Here is a 22085-nt window from a genome sequence, read left to right on the forward strand (position 1 = left end):
CGTGCGGAAGACGTCGATGATGCCGCCGGTCTGGAAGAGCGCGGCGCCGGCTTTGGAGTGGCCGGTGAGCGTCTTTTGGGAGATGACGAACATCGGCTGGTCCGCGTCGCGGCCGATAGCTGGCCACAGGATGGAGTGCAACTCCGACTCGTTGGGGTCGTTGGCGTTGGTGGAGGTGTCGTGCTTGGACAGGACGCTGACGTCGTTTGGCGTCAGGCCCAGACCGCGCAGCGAGCGTGCCAGGCGGGAGTTCTCCCGGCCACGGCCAGCACCCAGCGCACCCAGGCCAGGAGCCGGGATGGAGGTGTGGGCGCCGTCGCCATAGGAGGCCGCGTGCGCGACCACTGCGAGAACCGGAAGACCCAGCTCTTGTGCAAGGGAACCGCGCACCAGCAGGACCGTGCCGCCGCCCTCGCCTTCGAGGAAGCCGCCGCGGCGGCGGTCGTTGGCGCGGGAGATGAAGCGATCATCGATTCCCTTGGCGGTCATCTTTGCGGTCTCCGCGGTGGCGTTCATATCGCCGAAGCCCTGGAGGGACTCCACCTGGACATCGTCGATACCGCCGGCCACGACCACATCGGCCTTGCCCAGGGCAATCTTGTCCACGGCCTCCTCAATCGACACCGCCGCGGTAGCGCAGGCACCGATGGGGTGAATCATGGAACCGTAGCCGCCCACGAGGGACTGCATGGTGTGCGCCGCGATGACGTTGGGCAGGGCCTCCTGCAGGATGTCGGACGGGCGCTCCTCACCGAGGAAGCGGGTGACGAAGACCTTGTGCAGGGACTCCATGCCGCCGATACCGGTGCCCTGCGTGGTGGCCACCTGGCCCGGGTGGATGGAGCGCAGCAGCTCCGCCGGGGAGAAGCCGGCCTGGGTGAAGGCATCCACCGCGCTGACCAGGTTCCACACCGCCATGCGGTCCAGGGAGTCGAGCATGTGCTCCGGGATGCCCCACTTGGCGGCGTCGAAATCATCCGGCATCTGCGCGGCGACGGTACGGGTCAGCGTGGCCTTGCGCGGGACCTTGACGGTCGCACCCTGGCGGCGGGTGACCTGCCATTCGCCGTCCACCTCGACGATGGTGACGAACTCCGGATCCGCGTCCTGGATATCGCGGGCGGTGGCCTCCGAATCCACGGTGAAGGTGACGTCGCGGTCCAGGAAGACGGTGGTCAGGTCGATGGAACCGCGGTCGGTGAGATGATACTTATCCGTCAGCGTGCGCACGCCGGAGCGTGCGACGACCTCATCGCGGAAGCGCTCGAAGATGTCCTCCTCGGCGATCTCCTCATCGCTCTCCACGACGAACCAGCCCGGGTGTGGGTCCTCGCGCCATTCCACCAGCCCGGTCATCCAGGCCAGCTCCAGTACGCCAGCGGCGGTCAGTTCCGCGGAACCATCGCGCTGCAGGCCATACTCGGCCTCGAAGCGCGTGCGGCCGGAGCCCCACGAGGAGACCTCGCCGATACCGGCGATGACCACCATGTCCTCCAGGTCCGTGGTGACTTGGCCGATTTCTTCCTCCAGGCCAGGCTGTACTGCTTGTACCTGGTTGGGCAGTGCGGTGATGGTGGCGGGGGCGTCCTTTTCCTCATGTGCAGCTGCGCCAGTGGTTCCTGCCGGTTCCACATCTGCGGCGAGCTCCTTGAGGGAGAAGCCCTCCAAGCCGCCGGTGAGGTCCTTCTCCACCGGGGCGTGCGCTGCCTGCTCGCGCGAATCGGCGCTGGCCAGGTCCATGAGCTCGGCGGAAATCTCCTCCGGGCTCCACACCTTGATGCCGGCTTTCTCGGCAGCGGGCACCAGCCCATCGTTGCCGCCCATGAGGTGCGTGCCGGCGACCCAGCCGATCTTGGCCTGCGCCAGCGTGACACCCTGCGGCCAACCGGCTTCGACTTTCCACTTGTTGAGGATGGCATCGAGTGCTGCCTTGACCTCGCCGTAGGCGCCGTCGCCACCGAAGGTGCCGCGGTTGGGCGAGCCCGGCAGGACAACGTGGCAGCGCTTGTCCACATCCTCCTGGCTCAACCTCGCCAGCCCCGCAATGGTGCGTTCGACGGACCACAGCAGCAAGCGGGCCTGGGCCTCGGTGGTGCCGGAGGCATCCGCCAGCGAGCCGGATACGCTCGGCGCGGCGAAGGGGAAGGCCAGCGTCGGGGTAAGGGCCGGCTTGAGGATCTTGACCTCGTTGCCCACGGACTCGCGCTGCTCGGAGCCGATCCAGTCGATGAGCGCGTCAATATCGCGGAAGCTGGACAGGTTCGCCGGGACCAGCCACAGGGCGGAACCAGCAGCGCCGTGCTCTGCGTAGAGCGTGCGCGCGAATTCCTTGCGGGCCTGGCTGACACGGGAGGCGGTCATGATGACGGTCGCGCCGCCCTCCAACAGACGCTCCACCAGCGCGGTGGCGATGGAACCAGGAGCAGCGCCCGTGACCAGGGCGACCTCGCCGGCGAACGCGCCGGGGGTGGTGTCCACGGCGGCCTTCGCGATCTCCTCGCGCTTCCACCAGCGGGCCTGACGCGCTAGGTCCTCGCCGGCACCGCGGAAGCTGTCCACCGGGTACTCGGCCTGGCCCAGTGCCAGGCGGGCGAGGCGCTCGCGGGCGATGGCCCAGGAGTCGTCGAAAAGCACGGCCTTGTTCGCATCAAAGGACGGCGTGACGGACTTGAGCCAACCGGAGCCGAGCTCTGCCTCGACGGCATCGATGACGGTGGTATCAGGTGCCTCGATGAGCTCCGGTTCGGAGTCTAGGCCCAGCTGGGAAAGAACCTGGCGGGCGACAGTCGCCAGCACGCCGCTCTCACCAGTGACGGTCTCGGCAAAGGCATCGAGCGCAGCGGAGTCAACCACGGCACCGCCACCGGCGCCACCGGCGGCCGTGCCCTTGGATACGGATGCACCGTGGGTAGCGGCGACGGCCTGGACGGCGGCGTCGATCAGCTCGTGTGCTGCGGACTTGGAGGTAGCGCTCGCCGGCACGGTGCTCAGCGAGCCGCCGCGCACCGAGTCCTCCTCGCGGGAGCCCAGCAGAATCTCCGCCTCGACGTGGGCAACCCAGGACTCGGGCAGGCCCCAGGTGCCGGTGACGTAGTCAGCCACGGCGGTGGGCTTGAGGCCCGCAGCGCCGAAGAGCTGGCGCAGGCGCGCGCCCACGGCCTCACCCAGCACCGGACCGAAAGCGGAGTAGCCCGGGGCGGCGGTGGCGACCTTCTCGCGCAGCGTGGCCACATCGGCATCGGCGGCGCCATCGATGGCCGGCACGCCGATTTCCGCCGACATGTCCATGAGCAGCTGGTTGCGGCGCGAGGATACGCCGTTGGTCAGCTCTTCCACGGTGTCGGAGTCCGCGATCTGGTCCACGCGGATCTTGTTCTGGAAGGCGAAGAGCACCATGATGGCCTCCGCCGCGCCGAAGCGCAGTTCGGGGGCGTCGCCGGAGGCGGCTGCCGCGGTAGGCGCAGGAGCAGGTGCGGCAGCCGGCGCGGCCGCAGCCGGAGCCTCAGCAGCCTCGGCTGGTGCCTCGTTGGCTTGTGGTGCCTCCTCGGCGTCGGCTTCCGGTGCCGGTTCGGCGGCGGGGGCCTCGGAGACGTCGGCAAGCATGACCTGCTCCTGGTCTCGCTCCACATTGAGCACGCGGATGGTGCCCTCCGGGATGCCGGCGACGGCCAGCGAGCGGGTGGCCAGGTTCGTCAGCGTCGGGGAAGAAGCCAAGCCGACCTCGATGATCTGCTCGACCTTGCCAAAGAGGAGCTCCTGGGTCTCAATCCAGCGCACAGGCGAAGCGAACTGCCAGGACAGTAGCTCGATGAGCAGCAGGCGGGCGAGCTCGTGCTCGGAAAGATCCTCCACCTTCAGCCCGTCCAGCTTGCCGGAGGGAGCCAGCGGAGCTACGGCGTCGACGAAGTCCTGGGTGAGCTCGAAGGGGCGGGCCACCAGGTTCGGGATGTAGCGGCCTACCAGGGCATCCAGATCCAGCTCCTGCGGCAGCAGCTCATCGAGCTTCTCCGCGAAGGCCGGAACGCCCTCGCGCAGCACGCGGGAGTGGAAAGGCACGTCGATGCCCGGGACCATGACGGCCGCGCGCGGGGCGATGGCATTGGCCTTGTCCACCAGGGCCTTGAGCCCCTTCTTGGTGCCGGCGACGGAGTACTGCTGGCCGCGGATGTTGTAGTTAACAATCTCCAGGAACTCGCCGGTGGCCTCGGCGACCTCAGCCACCCAAGCGTCGACGCTATCGGCAGCAATGCCGGCCATGTTCGGACGCAGAGCCGCCATGGCGTACTCGGAGTTGCCCTCCGCATCACGCGGGACCAGGCTGCCCATGGCGGAGCCGCGGGAGTAGACGATGTCGATGACCCCCTCAAGGTCAAAGATATTCGCCAGCGAAGCCAGCGCGGTGTACTCGCCCAGAGAGTGGCCGGCGAAGTAAGAAGTCGGCGCCAGGGTGTCCTCGGCGCGCAGGCGTTCGGTTTGGGCATAGGCCACGACGGCCAGGGCTACCTGCGTGAATTGGGTCAGGTGCAGCACGCCCTGCGGGTGGCGGAAGGTGGTGCCGCGGACGGTGAGTTCCGTCGGGTTCTCATCGATGATCTTCTGGATGCTAAAGCCCAGGTTCGCGCGGGTATGCGCATCGGCGCGGCGCCAGGCCTCGCGTGCCGCCGGGGAAGCTTGGCGGTCATCCTGGCCCATGCCCTCTGCCTGGATGCCCTGGCCGGGGTAGACGTAGGCCGTGGTCGGCGCGGCGAGCAGGGCTTGGCCGCGGGAGACGACTTCGCCGTCGATGCGGCAGGTGACCTCGAGGGCTTGGTGGATGCCCTTGCGGCCGACGCGCTCGACGGTGACCTCGATGTCATCGCCCAGCTGCACCATGCCGTACATGGAGTAGGTCCACCCCACCACGCGGCCATGGCGCCCGGCCACTTGCTGTGCGGCGGCCGAGAGCCACATGCCGTGCACCAGCGGTGCCTGTAGGTTCACCAGCTGGGCCGCGTTATAGGAAGTGTGAATCGGGTTGTAGTCACCGGAGACTAGAGCGAAGGGCGTCATGTCCTGCGGGGCGGTGACGGTGGCGCGGTCGACGAAGGAACGCGGCGTCGGCACCACCTTGGTGGCGGACTTGCCGCCGCCCCACTCCGGTGCCTGGCTCGGTGCGGCGGTACCGGTGGCGCGGCCGCGGATGGCAAAGCGGTGCATCTGCGTGGCCACAATGTCGCCGGAGGCGTGATCCTTGAGCTCGAGCTCCACCGTGACGATGCGCCCGGAGACGGATTCCTCGATGGCGGTGCAGGAGGAGGTGACGTCGATCTGGCGGCCGTCGGCAAGCTGCTCCAGCGGCACGCGCAGGTCGATGACGTGGTCCAGGTGCACCGCGTTGAGCAGGCCTTCGATGACCGGGTAGCCGTCCTCCAGGCGGCCGGAGCCGAGCGCGGCATAGATGGCCGGCCAGCAGGGGCCTACCAGAACGTCGGGGGTGCCGGCCTTCTCGGCTGCAGCATCGCCGCAGGTCACCGCGCTGTGTGCGGAGAGCAGCGAGGCAGGGAAGTGGAAGGAGTAGCCCGACTCGACGGTGGGCATCTCCGTGATTTCATCGCCCTGCTCCGCCGTGGAGCCGACACCGGCCAGGCCCTCTAGGAGGGTGAAGACGGACTTAGGCAGGCGCTCCTCGGAGACCACCGGGGAGCCACCCGTGGCTACATCCTCCGGCAGGTCCACAGGGACGGTGACCTCGCGGACGTAGAAGGGGCGCTGCTCCTCCGGCAGGTCATCCCAATAGGAGTCCGCCGTGATAACAATCTCCCAGTTGCCTTCAGCATCCTGGCGCAGGTCGAAGGCGTTCTCATCCATCTCATAAGCCGGGTTGGCCATGAGGTGGCCGTGCCACAGAAGGGTAGGAGAAGTGCGCAGGAATGCGGCCTCATCGGCAGCGGAGTTCAGGCGGGAGAAAGCCTTCTGCGGGGTCGAGCCCTGCTCCAGCAGCGCATCCGTGGTGGCCTGTTCGAAGCGGGCAAGCAGGTCTGCAACCGGCTCGTTCTTCTTGGTAATGCCCGCCACGGCCACGGGGCCGGGGATGATGCGCACCTGGTCAGCGGTGTAGCGCTCATCCTGTGCCTGCCAGAGGGTGTCCTTGCCGAACCAGGACTTCAAGTCACCGTCCAGGGCCGGCACCCACGGCATGGGCTTGACGTGCTTGTAGTGCAGGGAAATCCACCAGGCGGCATCGCGCGCCGAGACCTCGGTGGTGCGTGCGGCGGGGTAAGCCTCCAGCAGCTTCGCTGCGGCTGCGGGGGCATCGTGAACGTCCTCAAGGCTTGCGAAGAGGGTTTCAATCTGGCCGTGATCCGCCGGGTTCAGGCGGGCTTCGACGCGGTGCAGGAGATCGAGAAAACGGTCATCCCAGCTCGGATCCACAAACGGGTGGGCCAGCTTCACAAAGCGCTCGATCCACTCGGCGTAGGTCATGGACTCGACATCGCCGAAGTAGGGCTTGCAGGTCTTGGCCAGGGCGTCGATGATTTCCTGGCGGTGTGCCGGATACTCCTCGATGCTCAAGGAAGTAATCAGGCGAGAAGCTGCGGCGAAGGAATTATCGAGGTCGTGGATATCCGCCAAAAGGTGGGACTGCGAGGATGCCACGCCGTTCGCACCGGTGCCGCGGCCTACCCAGCCGTCGTTCTGCTCCGGGCTGATACCGGCGGTGTTGACCAGCAGGTCCTTCACCGAATCAGTGGCCTTGGCCTCCTTGGTGGCCATGGCGACGGTGCCGAGGAAGACGGAGTCGACAGGCATGGCCGGCATACCGTGCTTCTTCGCCCACTCACCGGTGAGGTAGGAGGTGGCGCGGTCGGGGGAGGCGATGCCGCCGCCGACTGCCAGATAGACGTTGGGGTGCTGGCGGATTTCGGCGTAGGTATCCAGCAGCATGTCATCCAGGTTGACCCAGGAGTGGTGGCCGCCGGCGTGGCCGTCCTCGACCTGCATGATGATGCGGTCCTCCGGGTAGGCCGTGGCGATGGCCAGGACATCGCGGATTTGCTTCGCGGTACCGGGCTTGAAGGAGATGAAGGGGAAACCGTCGGCGTGGAGGCGGTCCAGCAGCTCGCCAGCTTCCTCTACTTCCGGGATACCGGCGGAGATGCACACGCCGTTGAAAGCCGCACCGGCCGCGCGCGCCTTGGGCACGATGCGCGCCTGGCCGAAGTGCAGGTTCCACAGGAAGCGGTCAAAGAACATGGTGTTGAACTGCGCCGTGCGGCCAGGGTGCAGGTGCTGCTCCATTGTGGCCAGGTGGGCGCGGAAGACCTCATCGGAGTACATGCCGCCGCCGGCCATCTCCGTCCAGTGGCCAGCGTTGGCTGCCGCGGCCACGATCTCGCCATCAGCGGAGGTCGGCGTCATGCCGCCCAGCATGATCGGGGACAGGCCCGTGAGATCGGAGAAGCGGGTCTGGGTATAGGTGCGACCGTTGGGAAGCTCGATGGTGCGCGGGGCGAAGTCAGCGTAGTTCAGGGCCTTGGGCAGTTCAGCGCCCGGCGTCGCCAGCGCATCAAGCTCCTGCGGGGTGGCGGCGGAGACCACGGTCACCCCGGTTCCCTGCACCACGCGGCGGGTGATGTTCGCCAAGGCGCGGTCGAGAACGATGAGGTGCTCGGAGTTGAGCGCGGCCAGAGTGGCCGGCCAGTCGTATTCGGTGACCAGGATGGCCTCGGCCTGGGTGCGGGCCTCATCCACGTCGAGGCCGCACTTCTGAGCCAGGTCTACGGTGCGCTCAGCTGCCGGTGCGAGAACCGCGTTGTGGAAGGGAAGCGCTACGGGCAGCTCATCAAAGCGCGGGCTGAGCTCATCGCCGCCGACGGTGCGCTTCTCCAGCTCGGCGTTGAAGCTCGTCACGGCCTCGTCGATGGCGGAGCGGGTGGCAGCCAGGTCCTCCGGGCTGCCGGACAGCGCGAAATGGCGGCGGCCGTTGACCACGGCGATGGCGGCGGTGCTGTGCAGGTGCTCAGTGACGAAGCTGCGCTCCAGGCCCCGGATGGACAGCATCTGGGGGCGCGGATCGGAGCCGTTGACCGCGCTGGTTGCGGTGCCCATCAGGATGGCTAGGGCTAGGGCTTCTACTGGCTTGTCGACGGCCATCTCGCCCAAGCTTCCCTGGGAATGCCCAGCGCGCTCGTCGATGTCGACGCCGAGATCACGCAGCTGCTCGATGGCAGCAATCTGGCCAAGGACGATGCCGGGGATGGAGACCGCCGGCAGGGCATCGAGGGCGTTGGGCTCGGTGGAACCAGCAATGAGCTGCTCGAGGCGCTCAAGTGCGCCGGGGCACGTGGAGGCGATGGTGCGTGCGGCGGGGCCGGTGAGGCTGCGGGCCTGGGCGAGGGTCTCGCGCAGGGAGTCAGCGGTGGCGGCAGTCTGCGCGGCGGTGGTGATGAAACCCTGCCAATCGGAGCCTTGTCCGGCGAAAAGCACGGCCGGGCGGGGCATGGAATGCAGCATAGTAACAGGCATCTTTCCTCTTTTGAGCTGATGGGGAACGGTTTTATGAAGAGCTGTGGGCAAGATTAGTTAGCCCTACAGAACAATCATGATGTGCCACCGTAGTCGAAGCCTTCGCGCAAAGCGGCCTCCCGCGCGGAAAATGTGAGGTTTTTCTCACGTTTGGTGATGGGGGCACTCTTTCTCAGCGCTTGCCGCGCGAAGTTGCCCAACCTTTTGTATCCTCGGGCTCACTGCAGCGGCTCGGGGAGGAGCAGGGGTGGCTCAGCATCGGCTCGCGCAGCGTGAAAGAAAAGAAAAACTAGGGGGGACTATGCCTCAATCAACACCAGAGAAAACGACTAAGACACCAGCTCGGCTCAGCAAAAGCCGAGTTATCAAAACTATGACCAAGCTGGCCGGAAAGCTGGAGGAAGATTCCTCCACCGGCTTGCCCACCATCAAAATTGCGGGCGGCTTCTTAAGCATCGACGTCAACGAAGAGATGGGCGGCCTCTGCGTCCTTGGGTATTGGGGTGGCGCGGTGTGCTTTGACCCGGACCGCCAACCTTTGCGCATGGAGGTCAATGATCTCAACGGAGGTGGCATCTCCGGCAACCTTGTGGCCGAGCCGTGTGGAAGCTCCGACATGCATACCCACCTGCGGGTCTTCGCGCCGCCCTATCTGCCGTCGACGGCCACGAACGCTCAGCTCAAGAGCATTGTTGCGGGCTATGCTGCCGAGATGTCAGCGGTCTTCGCACGCTTAGATGAGCAGTTTCCGGAACACCGGTCAAAGCCGCGGAAAGGGTCGGGGCTCAAGCCGGTTTCTCCCCACTATTTCAGCGAAGCCTATGGGGTTTCGGTCGTGGGGATGTGGCGGGTGTATGAGCGCGCCACGCGCTTGGCGATGATCGGCACGCCTATCCACGTCGTGGATAACAAGAATGGGGCCGTGAGCATCCTCATCAATGAACACACGATCACCATTGAATCTGCCCGCGATGGCTCCGGGGATATTGAGCTCAGCCTTGTCACCCCCTCCGGCCGCTGCGCGTGCGACCTAGATGCGCTCGTGCGCTGGGCTGAGTTTATGAACGATGATCAGTATGTCTACTCCGCGCGCATCGAGGCGGTAAACCTCGATGGCGGCCAAGAGCAGGACCTCGTCTTAGTGACCACGGCCCGCATTCCCACGAAGTGGGGCTACACCGACGAACAGCTGGATTGGCAGCTTAGTACGTTGGTGAGCCAGCTTGTTCGGGCTGGCGAAGCGTTCTACCGAACCTTCAACCCCACGCGCGTGATGCGCTATATTGACCGCGCGGCCTAGGCGGGGGCCTCTTCGCCAAGTAGCTCCAAGAGATCCTTCTGCACTTCGCGGCGGCGAACCTTGCCCAGCTGGTCGGAGGCGAGCTGCTCGAAGTGGTAGAAGGTGCGTGGAACTTTGTAGCGGGTGAGGCGCTCGCGGCAGTAGTCCTTGAGCCCCTCGGGATCAAGCACCGCGCCATCCTCCAGCACGATGCAGGCCACGACATCCTCGGAACCGTCCGCGCGCGGGCGGCCGACGATGGCCACGTTGGTGACGTCCGGGTGCTGGCGGATAACGTCTTCCACCTCGGCCGGGTACACATTGAAGCCGCCGGTAATGATCATCTCCTTGATGCGGGAGACGATCTTGATGAAGCCATCGGGCTCCATAATTGCCATGTCGCCCGTGCGGTACCAACCATCGTGGAAGGACTGCTCGGTGGCCTCTGGCATGTTGAAGTAACCCTTGAATACCTGCGGCCCGCGCACGAGGAGCTCGCCCGCGGTGCCATCCGGCTGGGTCTCGCTGAGGTTGTCTGGGTTGCCGATGCGCACCTCGGTATCCGGGAAGGGGATGCCGATATAGCCGGGGCGGCGGTTCTTATTGAGCGGGTTTGCGGCCACGATCGGCGAGGTTTCCGTGAGCCCGTAGCCTTCCACGAGTAGGCCACCGGTGAGTGTTTCCCATTCCTCAACGATGTCCGCTGGCAACGCCGCTGCACCCGATAGACTGTTTTCGATGCCGTGGAGATCGATGTTCTGTTCCTTGGCTGCCTCCATGACCTTGGAGTAGATCGTGGGCACACCCGGCATCCAAGTGGGGCGGCGCTTCTTCATAATGTCTAAGAGCAGCGGAATCTTTGGCGCCGGGGTGAGGACCAGCTCGCCGCCAATGTGTACGCCGAGGGCTGCGATGAGGGTGAGGCCATAGACGTGGAAGAGGGGGAGGGCAGCGAGCATGCGCTCGGGCTTCTTGCCTATTTCGGGCACCCACGCTTCTGCCATCTTCATGTTGCAGTACAGGTTGGAGTGGGTTAGCTCCGCGCCCTTGGGTCTGCCGGTGGTTCCGGAGGTGTAAAGGATTAGCGCGGTATCGTCGCGGTTGACCTTGGCATCCTGTAGCTTCTGGCCTTGTCCGCCGATGGCGCGCCCGGTGAGCGTGCTCCACGGAACGGTGTTAGGGGCGGGAACTGAGAGCTCGGCGCGCTTGTCCTTAATGATGGGAAGCGGCAAGCGCAGTAGCAGCTGCTTGGGGCGCGGCATGGCCTCGATCATGTTGACCGTAACGATCGTTTCGAGCGGCGTGGTATCACGCAGCTCCTCAAAGACCGGGCTCGCCTTATCCCACACCACGGCCACGCGGGCGGCGTGATCTTGGAAGAGGGGCTCGAGCTCAGCCGCGGTGTAGAGCGGGTTGTGCTCCACGACGGTCGCCCCGAGTTTCAAGATGGCGTAGAAGACCGCCACGTGCTGGGGGCAGTTGGGGAGCGCTACGGCGACGCGATCGCCGGGGCGAATACCGAAGGCTTTGAGGCCCGCCGCGGCGGCGCGCACGTGGGTATCGAGTTCGCGGTAGGTCATTTGGTGGCCAAAGAACCACGTGGCGGGCCTTTCGCCGAACTCTTCCACGGTTTCTCGGTAGGAGTCCAAGAGCGTTTCGGTGCCGTAATCCAGATTGGGCTTAGTCCACTCAGGGTAATACTGGAGCCAGGCTTTCGACTCAAAGGCGGAGGATGCCTGGGCAGGGGATTCGGACATGTTCGCGAACTCCTTAGGTGGTCAAACTTGTTATGTTTGGAACAGTATAACCAATCTGTGACAGAAGTCTCGCAAAACTTAGCAAAGTTGCTTAACGTAACGAAATCTTTTCGGGACAAATCAATAACCCCGGCGATGTGCGTTTATCACGCAGGGATCGCTCCGGGGTTATGGAGTGCTACTTCTCGGCCTTGAGACGCTCGAGCAGATCCTGCTGAACCTCGCGGCGGCGAATCTTGCCCAGCTGGTCCGTGGCCAGCTTCTCGAAGTGGTAGAAGGTGCGCGGAACCTTGTAGCGGGTGAGGCGCTCGCGGCAGAAGCTCTTGAGGCCTTCGGGGTCGAGCGCGGCGCCGTCGTTCAGCACGATGCAGGCCACGACGTCCTCCGAGCCGTCCGAACGCGGGCGGCCCACGACGGCGGCCTCCGCGACGTCCGGGTGGTCCAGCAGCGTTTCCTCAACCTCGCCCGGGTAGACGTTGAAACCACCGGTGATGATGATTTCCTTGATGCGGCTGACTAGGCGGATGAAGCCGTCTTCTTCCATCACGCCCATATCACCCGTGCGGAACCAGCCATTGTGGAATGCCTTCTTAGTGGCTTCCTCATCGCCGAAGTAACCTTTGAAAATCTGCGGGCCGCGAGCGAGAACCTCGCCCTCCTGACCATCGGGCATGGTTTCATCCAGGTTGTCCGGGTTAGCGATGCGAATCTCCGTGTCCGGGAAGGGGATGCCCACGTAGCCGGGGCGGCGATCATCGCTCATGGGGTTACCCACGATGATCGGCGAACACTCCGTGAGGCCATAGCCTTCCACGAGCATGCCGCCGGTGTACTTCTCCCACTTCTCCACGGTGTTGACCGGCAGGGTGGACGCACCGGAGAAGGCCGCGCGCACGCCGTCGAGGGAAACGTCGTCTTCTTCCGCCTTTGCCACGATGCGCTCGTACAAGGTCGGTACACCCGGAACCCAGGTCGGGGTGTGCTTCTTCATCAGGTCCATGATGAGCGGCATCTGCGGGCTAGGAAGCAGCACCAATTCGCTGGCGATGAGCGGCGCCAGGGTGGCGTTCATGGTCAGGCCGTAGGCATGGAAGAAGGGGAGTGCGGCGAGCATGCGCTCGGGGGAATCACCCAAGCCCGGTACCCAGTGCTTGCCCATCAAGAGGTTGGAGAAGAGGTTGCCGTGGGTCAGCTCCGCGCCCTTGGGGTTGCCGGTGGTGCCGGAGGTGTAGAGGATGAGCGCGGTGGTGTCCTTGGTGACTTCTTCCGGGGTGATGACATCGGAACCATCGCCGCCGATGGCGTTGCCAACGAGGGATTCCCACGGCACCGTATTCGGAGCTGGGGCGGTGAGCTGATCGCGCTTGGACTTCAACGGCGGAATAGGCAGGCGCAGGGCCAGGCGCTGCGGAGTCGGCATCGCGTTGATCATGTTGATGGAGACGACGGTCTCCAGGGAGGTCGTCGGGCGCAGCTTCTCCAACGTGGAGGCCGTCTTATCCCACGCGATGGCGATTCGCGCGCCGTGGTTCTTAAACAGACCCTCCAGCTCGTGGGCGGTGTAGAGCGGGTTGTGCAGCACCGCGATGGCGCCCAGCTTAAGCACGGCCCAGAAAGCAGAGATGAACTGTGGACAGTTGGGGGCGACGATGGCAACGCGGTCTCCCGGGCGCACGCCGAAGGCGCGCAGACCGGCGGCTGCGCGGCGGACCTGCTTGTCCAGCTCGGCGTAGGTTTGCGTGCGACCGAAAAAGTAGGTTGCCGGCTTATCGGGATGAAGCGCGAGGTTGTTGTCGTAGACGTCGAGAAGCGTGGTGTCTCCGTACTCCAGGGTGTGCGGGGTCCATTCTGGGTAGTACTTCAGCCACGCCTTGGACTCGTATGCCGACATCGATTCACCTTTCGGTCGCGTAGGTTAAGGTACGGGCCAGTATAACGCGGGTTGTTTCGGGATACACTGGAAAACTATGCGCATCGCGATGATTTCCATGCACACCTCGCCCCTCGAGCAGCCCGGAGCCGGGGACGCGGGCGGCATGAACGTCTACGTCCTCAACACTGCCCGTCAGCTCGCGCGCCTCGGCGTGGAGGTCGATATTTTCACTCGCGCCACGCGCCCCAGTCAGGGGGAAGTGGTGGACGTCGAGGAGCGCCTGCGCGTCATCAACATTGTGGCGGGGCCCTATGAAGGTCTCAGTAAAGAGGAGCTGCCCACCCAGCTGGCCGCGTTCACGGGCGGCATTTTCAACTTCGCGCGCTGTTTTGATGTGGAGTATGACGTCATCCACTCCCATTACTGGCTCTCCGGCCAGGTGGGATGGTTGTTGCGCGATCTGTGGGATATCCCTCTCGTCCATACCGCGCACACCTTGGCTGCCGTGAAGAACGTGCACCGCACGCTCGATGACACCCCGGAAACCGAGGCACGTCGCATTTGCGAGCAGCAACTGGTGGATAACGCCGACATCCTGGTGGTCAACACCGCCCAGGAAACCCGCGATCTGATCGAGCATTACGACGCCTCGCCGGAGAATATCGTCGTGGTCTCCCCGGGGGCGGACACCGAGCTGTATACCCCGGGAACGGACCGCATGACGGAACGCGCGCGCCGCCAGCTGGGCATCCCGCTGCACACCAAGGTGGTGGCGTTCGTGGGCCGCCTGCAAAAGTTCAAGGGCCCCGACGTGCTCATCCGCGCCGCCGCGGAGCTGATGGAGCGCGATCCGGATCGCCGCCTGCGCGTGGTCATCTGTGGCGGTGCCTCCGGGGCGAATTCCTCGCCGGATGCCTACCACAACCTTGCCCGCGAGCTGGGGGTGGAGCGCGTCGTGCGTTTCCTGAGCCCGCGCCCACCCCAAGAGCTCGTGGCCATCTACCAGGCTGCGGACATTGTTGCGGTGCCCAGCTATAACGAGTCCTTCGGGCTGGTGGCCATGGAGGCGCAGGCCTCCGGAACGCCCGTGGTGGCAGCGGCCGTCGGCGGGCTGCCCATCGCCGTCGCGGACGGTGACACGGGCTTGCTCGTCCACTCACACTCAGCGCAGGACTGGGCGGACGCATTGGAGCAGCTGCTTGACGACGATCCCCGCCGCATCGCCATGGGCGAAGCCGCCGTCGATCACGCCCAACAGTTCAGCTGGGCAGCGGCGGCCACCCAGCTGGAGAATATTTACGCCGATGCGATGAGTGTCGAGATTCCGGATTGCCACGCGCGCCGGGCAATCGGATATTAAAACCACCTGACGCGCTGTCGAAAAACGTGGCATGCTGGTGTTTATGAGTAACGGAAAGCTGATTCTACTTCGACACGGACAGTCCGAATGGAACGAGTCCAACCAGTTCACCGGTTGGGTTGACGTCAACCTCACCGCCAAGGGTGAGGGCGAGGCCAAGCGTGGCGGCGAGCTGCTCAAGGAACAGGGCATCTTGCCGAATATCGTCTACACCTCCCTGCTGCGCCGTGCCATCCGCACCGCCAATATTGCGCTCAACGCTGCGGACCGCCACTGGATCCCGGTTGTGCGCGACTGGCGCCTCAACGAGCGCCACTACGGCGCCCTGCAGGGCCTTAATAAGGCAGAGACCAAGGATAAGTACGGCGAGGAGCAGTTCATGGCATGGCGTCGTTCTTACGGCACCCCGCCGCCTGAGCTGGAGGATGGCGCCGAGTACTCCCAGGCCGGTGACCCGCGCTACGCCAGCCTGGATCAGGTTCCGCGCACCGAGTGCCTGAAGGACGTCGTCGAGCGCTTCGTTCCTTATTTCGAGGAAGAGATTCTGCCGCGCGCCAAGAAGGGTGAGACCGTTCTCATCGCCGCGCACGGCAACTCCCTGCGCGCGCTGGTCAAGCATCTGGATCAGATCTCCGATGAGGAGATTGCCGGGCTCAATATTCCGACCGGTATCCCGCTGGTTTACGAGATCACCGAGGACGGTTCGGTTGTGAACCCGGGCGGCACTTACCTGGATCCGGAAGCTGCTGCTGCCGGCGCCGCTGCCGTGGCTGCCCAGGGCGGAAAGAAGTAACCGCCCAGGAAGCTGCGTGCTGCGCACGATCCCCAGGGAGCCTATACTCCTTGGGGATTCTTTGTAGGGGTGTGAATGATTGTGGAACTGGTACTCGCTTTCCTCGCCGGTGTGGTGGCCTGCGGCCTGGCCATACCGGTGATCACCCGGATCCGTGAACGGATGGAGCGCCGCCGCGTCCGCGATGCAGACGCTAACCAGGTCACCAGTGTTAGCCAGGTTCTGCACCTAGCCGTGGGTGGTTCCCCATCTGGAATGACTGTGCTTTCGCGCACGAAAGAGGTCATCTTCTCTAACCCCGCTGCCCATGAAATGTCGATGGTGCACGACCGCGCGGTGAACCCCGACATTCGGAAGGTCGCGGAAGAGGTCTTCGAAGACAAAGAGACCCGCACGCTGGACCTTGCTATCCCCAAACGGCGCACCGGCAACCGCGTGATTCAGGTGCGCGCAGTGGTCCAGCCGCTGACGCTCAACGATGATCGCTTCGTCATCGTCTACGGCACCGACGAATCCGAATCGGTGCGCATGGAATCCGCTCGCCGCGACTTTGTGGCCAATGTTTCTCACGAGTTGAAGACCCCAGTGGGAGGCATCGCCCTGCTGGCCGAGGCACTCCTCCAGGACACCGGGGACCCCGAGCATGTCGAGTACTTCGGTAGCAAGGTGCAGAAGGAAGCGGCGCGCATGGCGGACATGGTCAGCGAGCTCATTTCCCTGTCCAAGCTGCAGGGTGCGGAGGCCCTCCCGGAGATGGAGCCGCTCGACCTCGATGAGGTCATTGATGAAGCCATCACCCGCAACCAACTCGCTGCCGATTCCCACCACAACCAGCTCACCCGCGGCGAATCCGCAGGCGTCAAGGTGATGGGAGATAAGTCCCTCCTGGTGACGGCGATTTCCAACCTGATCTCCAACGCCATCCACTATTCGCCAGATGAACTACCGGTGTCGGTAACGCAGAAGGTGGTCGGCGGGAAGGTCGTTCACATTCGCGTCACGGATCGCGGCATTGGCATCGCCCCAGAGGATCAAAAGCGGGTGTTTGAACGCTTCTTCCGCGTGGACAAGGCGCGCTCCCGGCAGACCGGCGGAACGGGCCTGGGCCTGGCCATTGTGAAGCACGTCGTGGCTAATCACGGCGGCAACATCAAGCTGTGGTCGCGTCCTGGCACCGGCTCGACGTTCACTATCGAGCTCCCTATATATGCGGAAGAGAAGCCAGCAGATAATCTTATTAACCGGGATAATATAGAAGACGGAGCCGTCAGCTCTGCCGCCCCTGGTTTGCAGCGCGCCGTGGCGCGTGTAGCAGCTCGTCGAAAGGATAAAGCGCAATGACCACCATCCTCATCGTTGAAGATGAAGAGTCGCTGGCCGATCCCCTCGCCTTCCTCCTCCGAAAGGAGGGATTCGACGTACTCCTCGCCCCGGATGGGCCCAGCGCGCTCGAACAGTTTGCGGCAAATAAAGTAGACATCGTCCTGCTGGACCTTATGCTGCCGGGAATGTCTGGAACCGACGTCTGCAAGCAATTGCGCACGACGTCCTCCGTTCCGGTGATTATGGTGACCGCGCGCGACTCAGAGATTGACAAGGTCGTGGGCCTGGAGCTCGGCGCGGATGATTATGTGACCAAGCCTTATTCCTCCCGCGAGCTCATCGCCCGCATCCGCGCGGTGCTGCGCCGCGGCCACGACGTTTCCTCTGACAACGCCGAGGAGGAACCGGACGATCAGATTCTAGAAGGCGGCCGTGTGCGCATGGATGTCGAGCGACACACCGTGCTCGTCGCCGGTGAACCGGTCTCCATGCCGCTCAAGGAATTCGACCTTCTCGAGTACTTGCTGCGCAACGCTGGGCGCGTGTTGACCCGCGGACAGCTCATCGACCGCATCTGGGGCGCCGACTACGTGGGTGACACCAAGACTCTCGACGTTCATGTCAAGCGCCTGCGCTCCAAGATCGAAGCCGAGCCTTCCCACCCGCAGCAGCTCGTGACGGTGCGCGGCCTCGGCTACAAGTTCGAGGCTTAAGCGCGAGGATCCGCCGGGTGCCGCGGGAAGTCGACCCCGGAGCGCGCCCGGGCCTCGCAGTGCTTGGCCAGAATCTCGTAGCTCTCCTCGCCAAGTAGCGCGATGAGCTCGGTCTTCTGTGACTTCCACAGCGGCTCATCCGCTATGTGGCAGGAGGGATCCGCCGAGCAATACCAATCGAAGTCCTCGCCGCCGTTGCCCCACCCGCGGCGATCATATTCGCCGATAGTGGTCCGCAGGATTTCCTCCCCGTCGGGGCGCTCCTCATAGTCTTCGTGCCGGCGAATCGGCAGTTGCCAGCATACTTCGGGCTTGACCACGGTAAGCTCCTCGCCCGCCTCGAGCGCCCATTGGTGGATAGCGCAGCCCGCGCCCGTGGGCCAGCCGGCACGGTTAGCGAAGATGCAGGCGCCGTCGACAAGCGGCGTCTTTAGCGCGGGTTCCGGCTCGCCGTCATCGCCGTCGAGCTCATCCCACTCCAGCCACGGTTCCAGCTCCTCGGGCTCACCGTGTTGAAGGAACTCATCTACCCCCTCAGGGCGGTGCTGCCAGAAGCGGGCGGGCATGCGGGAGACGGCGTCGTGAAGCTGCTCCCTGTCTGTCTCATCAGCCATGTAGGCGCCGTGGACGCAGCAGCCGACGTCGGGCTGTTGCTTATCGATGCCGTGGCACCTCTCGGTTCCAAACTGGCAGGCATAGTGCGATTCGAGCCAGGTCAGGTCGATGGAAAAGACGTGGAGTGGATCGTTTGGATCCGTAAATTCAAACCACTCTCTGGGAAAATCGGGGGCCTTTTCGCGGCCGGCCAAGATGGAAGCCGCCGCTGGGGAGGAGGCGGGAAAACCCAGGTAAACTTCATTTGATTTCGGGCGATTCACACCTACCCACGGTAGACCTACTACTCTAGAGGCGTGCGATTAGGTGTATTAGACGTCGGAAGTAATACCGTCCACCTCGTTGCGGTCGATGCCGCAACCGGTGGGCGGCCTTCGCCGATGAGCGATTGGAAGACCCCGCTGCGTCTGGTGGAACAGCTAGACAAGGACGGCAACATCCACGAGAAGGGCATGAAGAAGCTCATCTCCGCCGTGGGTGAGGCCGCTGAGCTGGGCCAGAAGCTGGGCTGTGATGAATTCATCGCCTTTGCTACCTCTGCCGTGCGCTCGGCCACGAACTCGGCCAAGGTCCTCGATGAAGTTGAGAAGCAAACCGGCGTCCGCCTAGAGATTTTGTCGGGTGAGGAGGAAGCGCGCTTGACCTTCCTTGCCGCCCGCCGTTGGTATGGCTGGTCCGCTGGCCGCATCACCAACCTCGATATCGGTGGCGGTTCGCTGGAGCTGTCCACTGGTACCGACGAGCATCCGGAAATGGCTTTCTCCCTGGACTTGGGAGCTGGCCGCCTGACCCATAACTGGTTCGATACTGATCCGCCGCAGAAATCCAAGGTGAATTTGCTGCGGGATTACATTGATGCGGAACTGGTCGGCGTGGCCGATAAGATGCGTGCGCTGGGCCCCGCGGGTTTGGCCGTGGGCACCTCGAAAACATTCCGCACGCTGGCCCGTTTGACCGGTGCTGCACCGTCTTCGGCGGGTCCCTACGTCAAGCGCACCCTCACGGCGCCGGGTTTGCGTCAGCTGATTTCCTTCATCTCCCGTATGACTGCAGCTGACAGGGCGGACCTTGAGGGTGTAAGTTCTACCCGATCGCATCAAATCGTCGCCGGTGCTTTAGTGGCGGAGGCGAGCATGCGTGCCCTGGGAATCGAAAAGCTGGAGATCTGCCCCTGGGCTCTCCGAGAAGGTGTCATTTTGCGCCGTACCGATAAGGGACTGGAATAGGAAAGAAACGTGGCTGACAAGAAACAGTTGACAGTTGCGGAGCTGCTGGCCCGTAACGCGAAGGACCGACCCGGCGAGGAGAAGAGCCCCCGCCGCCGTCGCCGGAGCCTCGATGAAGGCGGCATCTCAGTTGCGGAGCTGACCGGCAATCTCGAAAAGGTCAAGGCAACCCCGGCTGAGGCAAAGCACTCGAACGTCTCCATCGATGAAACGGCCCCGGTCATTCCCGCGCCGAAAAAGGAGCAGAAGGAACAGCCTAAGCAGGAGACTCCTCAGCAGGAGGAATCCAAGAAGAAGGCTGACAAGCCTCAGGCCGCCGCTGTCCCCGTAGAGAAGCCAGCTGAGTCGGAGACCAAGCGCTCCCAGCCCTCTGACGAGGACACGCGCGTTATCCAAAAGATCAAGGACGAGCCTAAGAAGAAGGCTGAGGCAAAGAAGACTGAGGCTAAGGCCGAGCCGAAGGTCGAAGAAAAGACCGACGATAAGGCCGAAACAAAGGTCGCAGACAAGCCCGCACCACAGGCTCTGGTAGCAACCGAGGATGACACCGTCACCACCGGTGAGCTCGAAGCAGTCGATCAGGACCTTGAAGAGTACGACGAGGACTACGACGACGAGGAGGAGGGCAAGCTCAACCCCTTTGCCGTCGTCCTGCTCGCCCTCGTGGGTATCGTGCTCGGTGCCATCGTGTTCAAGGGCTTTGAGATTCTCTGGGACCGCTTCGACCGCCTCGTCGTCGTCGTGCTCGGCGTCGTTGTCACCGGCGTCATCGTCGGAATCGTCCACGCACTGCGCACCAGCCGCGATGGTTTGTCGATGTTCCTCGCAGCCGTCGCTGGCCTCGTGCTTACCTTCGGCCCGCTGCTCGTTGTGATGTAATCACCTGTTCCACAAGACACTTTCTATAAGGCATCTGTCACAAGGCATCTGTTAAAAGGTATCTTTGCCCCTGCAAACGCCTTTTATCCCTTGCAAAGGGCGTTTTTAGAGCAGAAAACGCCTTCTGGCAGATGCCTTTTGCATGCGCGGGGTCAACCTGCGGGCAAAGCCTTGACCTGGTGGCCGCGTTCCAGCCTTTCTGGCACCCTGGGATGCATGACAAAAATTGCAGTACTTGGTGGAGGACAAATCGGCGAGGCCCTAGTTTCCGGGCTGGTGAATGCAGGCTACGAGGCCGCAGACATTGTGGTGACTAACCGCCGCTCCGAGCGCGGTGAGGAGCTGAAGAACGCTTACGGTGTGAGTGTTACCAGCGATAACGCCGCGGCGATCGACGGCGCCGACTACATCTTTGCGTGTGTGAAGCCCTATGCCATCGTCGAGCTTCTCGAGGGCCTCGACATCCCCAAGACAGCTGTGGTCGCCTCCATGGCGGCTGGTCTGACCCTCGACACCCTGGAGAAGGCCGCCGGTGAGGGCGTTCCCGTCGTCCGCGTCATGCCGAACACTCCCATGCTGGTGGGCAAGGGCATGTGCACCTGCGCGGGTGGTGCCCACGTCACGAAGGAGCAGCTCGACGGCGTGGTCAAGCTGCTGGAGGCCGTCGGTGAGGTCGCCGTCATCGAAGAAAAGCACATTGATGCCGCTACCGCCCTGGCGGGTTCTGCGCCTGCCTACTACTTCCTGGTCACCGAAGCGCTCATTGATGCCGGCGTCCAACTCGGCCTCACCCGCGACGTTGCCGAGAAGCTGGCCACCCGCACTGCACAGGGCGCGGGTGAAATGTTGGCTGAATCCGGTAAGGATCCGGTCGCTTTGCGCGCAGGGGTAACCTCCCCGGGGGGAACCACTGCCGCTGCCCTTCGCGAGCTCGAGGAGTCCGGACTTCGAGGCGCCTTTTTCCGCGCCGCTGAGGCATGTTCCCAGCGTGCGCAGGAACTTGCCTAGAGTTCTCCACCGCCCTGGGAGCGATGTGACACCTGTTGTCATTCGGGCTTGATGGGGAACAACGGTGCGAAAGAGGAAAAAATTAGCACTTGGGTCGCATTAGTCACAGGTTTCACGCTAAGCTGGCAGGAGCGCGTGCGTGATAGTCCTGTGGGAGGGGAAGCCTACAGCGCGTCACGTGCTGAAGGGTTAAATAAACTATGACGAATGAAGATAAGGGAACCTTCCTGACCATCGCCGAAGTTGCGGAGATCATGCGTGTCTCCAAGATGACGGTGTACAGGTTGGTTCATGCAGGTGACATGCCGGCAGTGCGCGTGGGACGCTCGTTCCGCGTTCACGAATCCGCCGTCAAGGAATACCTTGAGGCTTCCGTGTACGGAGCCTAGCGCGCACCTCTCTCTGACAGCGCCCACCACTGCGGACCCTCGCGGTCCACGGCGGTGGGCGCTGCCGTTAGTTTTGGTGCTGGGCAGGCCACTAGGTAAGATAGTGAACATTCGTTTCGGCACTGGTATGCCTGTGTCTCCCCGTTTCGCGGGGGCCGCCTCGAGTGCACCGTGGGTGGTTTTATTCCAGGCGTTGCCGGCCGGGTTACGTACGTACTGATACCGAAAGTGAGGAAACCTGCTATGGGTTCTGTCATCAAGAAGCGCCGCAAGCGCATGTCCAAGAAGAAGCACCGCAAGATGCTTCGCCGCACCCGCGTTCAGCGCCGTAAGCTGGGCAAGTAAAGCTTCGCCTGCAAACTCCC

14 protein-coding genes are annotated in these 22085 nt (G+C 63.7%); 10 read left to right on the plus strand and 4 right to left on the minus strand.

The features are described 5' to 3' along the window. Positions 1 to 8505, minus strand: an 8505-nt coding sequence (locus HMPREF3056_RS11045; RefSeq protein WP_246822519.1) for a type I polyketide synthase, incomplete at its 3' end; no start/stop codon positions are given. Between the two features lie 373 nt (positions 8506 to 8878). On the opposite strand from HMPREF3056_RS11045, the gene HMPREF3056_RS11050 reads away from it, so the two are divergent. Then, positions 8879 to 9805, plus strand: coding sequence for a hypothetical protein (locus HMPREF3056_RS11050; RefSeq protein ID WP_070754826.1), 927 nt, complete (start codon positions 8879 to 8881; stop codon positions 9803 to 9805). Here HMPREF3056_RS11050 and HMPREF3056_RS11055 read toward each other — a convergent pair. Beyond that, the gene (locus tag HMPREF3056_RS11055) at positions 9802 to 11541 is read right to left on the minus strand and encodes a long-chain-fatty-acid--CoA ligase (RefSeq protein ID WP_070754828.1); all 1740 of its coding nucleotides are present in this window, start codon (positions 11539 to 11541) and stop codon (positions 9802 to 9804) included. The two genes, HMPREF3056_RS11050 and HMPREF3056_RS11055, sit on opposite strands and share 4 nt — an antisense overlap. 178 nt (positions 11542 to 11719) lie before the next feature. Further along, a complete protein-coding gene (locus tag HMPREF3056_RS11060; protein ID WP_070754830.1) occupies positions 11720 to 13432 on the minus strand; it encodes a long-chain-fatty-acid--CoA ligase in 1713 nt (570 codons plus the stop codon). Positions 13433 to 13508: 76 nt separating this feature from the next. Here HMPREF3056_RS11060 and mshA point away from each other — a divergent pair, with 76 nt between their 5' ends. From mshA to HMPREF3056_RS11080, 4 genes are all read left to right on the plus strand, one after another. Beyond that, complete coding sequence (gene mshA, locus HMPREF3056_RS11065) at positions 13509 to 14774, plus strand: D-inositol-3-phosphate glycosyltransferase (protein ID WP_070681417.1); 1266 nt, start codon at positions 13509 to 13511, stop codon at positions 14772 to 14774. A gap of 43 nt (positions 14775 to 14817) precedes the next feature. After that, positions 14818 to 15567 carry a phosphoglyceromutase gene (locus tag HMPREF3056_RS11070; protein WP_049154647.1) on the plus strand — a complete coding sequence of 250 codons (750 nt, stop codon included), beginning with the start codon at positions 14818 to 14820 and terminating at the stop codon, positions 15565 to 15567. A 75-nt stretch (positions 15568 to 15642) separates the two neighbouring features. Next, on the plus strand, positions 15643 to 16908 hold the full coding sequence (locus HMPREF3056_RS11075; protein ID WP_070754832.1) for a sensor histidine kinase: 1266 nt from the start codon (positions 15643 to 15645) through the stop codon (positions 16906 to 16908). Then, positions 16905 to 17603 (plus strand): response regulator transcription factor, encoded by a 699-nt coding sequence (locus HMPREF3056_RS11080; RefSeq protein WP_070701446.1) that lies wholly within the window; start codon positions 16905 to 16907, stop codon positions 17601 to 17603. Before HMPREF3056_RS11075 ends, HMPREF3056_RS11080 begins: the two co-directional genes overlap by 4 nt. Here HMPREF3056_RS11080 and HMPREF3056_RS11085 read toward each other — a convergent pair. After that, entirely contained in the window at positions 17600 to 18481 is an 882-nt protein-coding gene (locus HMPREF3056_RS11085) for a DUF3109 family protein (protein ID WP_049154643.1), read from the minus strand. The two genes, HMPREF3056_RS11080 and HMPREF3056_RS11085, sit on opposite strands and share 4 nt — an antisense overlap. A 33-nt stretch (positions 18482 to 18514) precedes the next feature. Between HMPREF3056_RS11085 and HMPREF3056_RS11090 the strand changes: the two genes are divergently transcribed. The 5 genes from HMPREF3056_RS11090 (at position 18515) to HMPREF3056_RS13205 (ending at position 22065) form a co-directional block, all read left to right on the plus strand. Beyond that, positions 18515 to 19444, plus strand: a complete 930-nt coding sequence (locus HMPREF3056_RS11090) for a Ppx/GppA family phosphatase (RefSeq protein WP_012714802.1) — start codon at positions 18515 to 18517, stop codon at positions 19442 to 19444. Between the two features lie 9 nt (positions 19445 to 19453). Beyond that, positions 19454 to 20323: a hypothetical protein gene (locus HMPREF3056_RS11095; protein ID WP_070754834.1), complete on the plus strand. Its 870-nt coding sequence runs from the start codon at positions 19454 to 19456 to the stop codon at positions 20321 to 20323. 216 nt (positions 20324 to 20539) lie between these two features. Beyond that, the gene (proC, locus tag HMPREF3056_RS11100; RefSeq protein ID WP_070701452.1) at positions 20540 to 21331 is read left to right on the plus strand and encodes a pyrroline-5-carboxylate reductase; all 792 of its coding nucleotides are present in this window, start codon (positions 20540 to 20542) and stop codon (positions 21329 to 21331) included. 200 nt (positions 21332 to 21531) lie between these two features. Then, on the plus strand, positions 21532 to 21720 hold the full coding sequence (locus HMPREF3056_RS11105; protein ID WP_010189818.1) for a helix-turn-helix domain-containing protein: 189 nt from the start codon (positions 21532 to 21534) through the stop codon (positions 21718 to 21720). 243 nt (positions 21721 to 21963) lie between these two features. After that, entirely contained in the window at positions 21964 to 22065 is a 102-nt protein-coding gene (locus HMPREF3056_RS13205; RefSeq protein ID WP_003855542.1) for a 30S ribosomal protein bS22, read from the plus strand. Positions 22066 to 22085 lie beyond the last annotated feature (20 nt).

This window comes from Corynebacterium sp. HMSC056F09, assembly GCF_001815785.1.
GTDB lineage: Bacteria > Actinomycetota > Actinomycetes > Mycobacteriales > Mycobacteriaceae > Corynebacterium > Corynebacterium hiratae.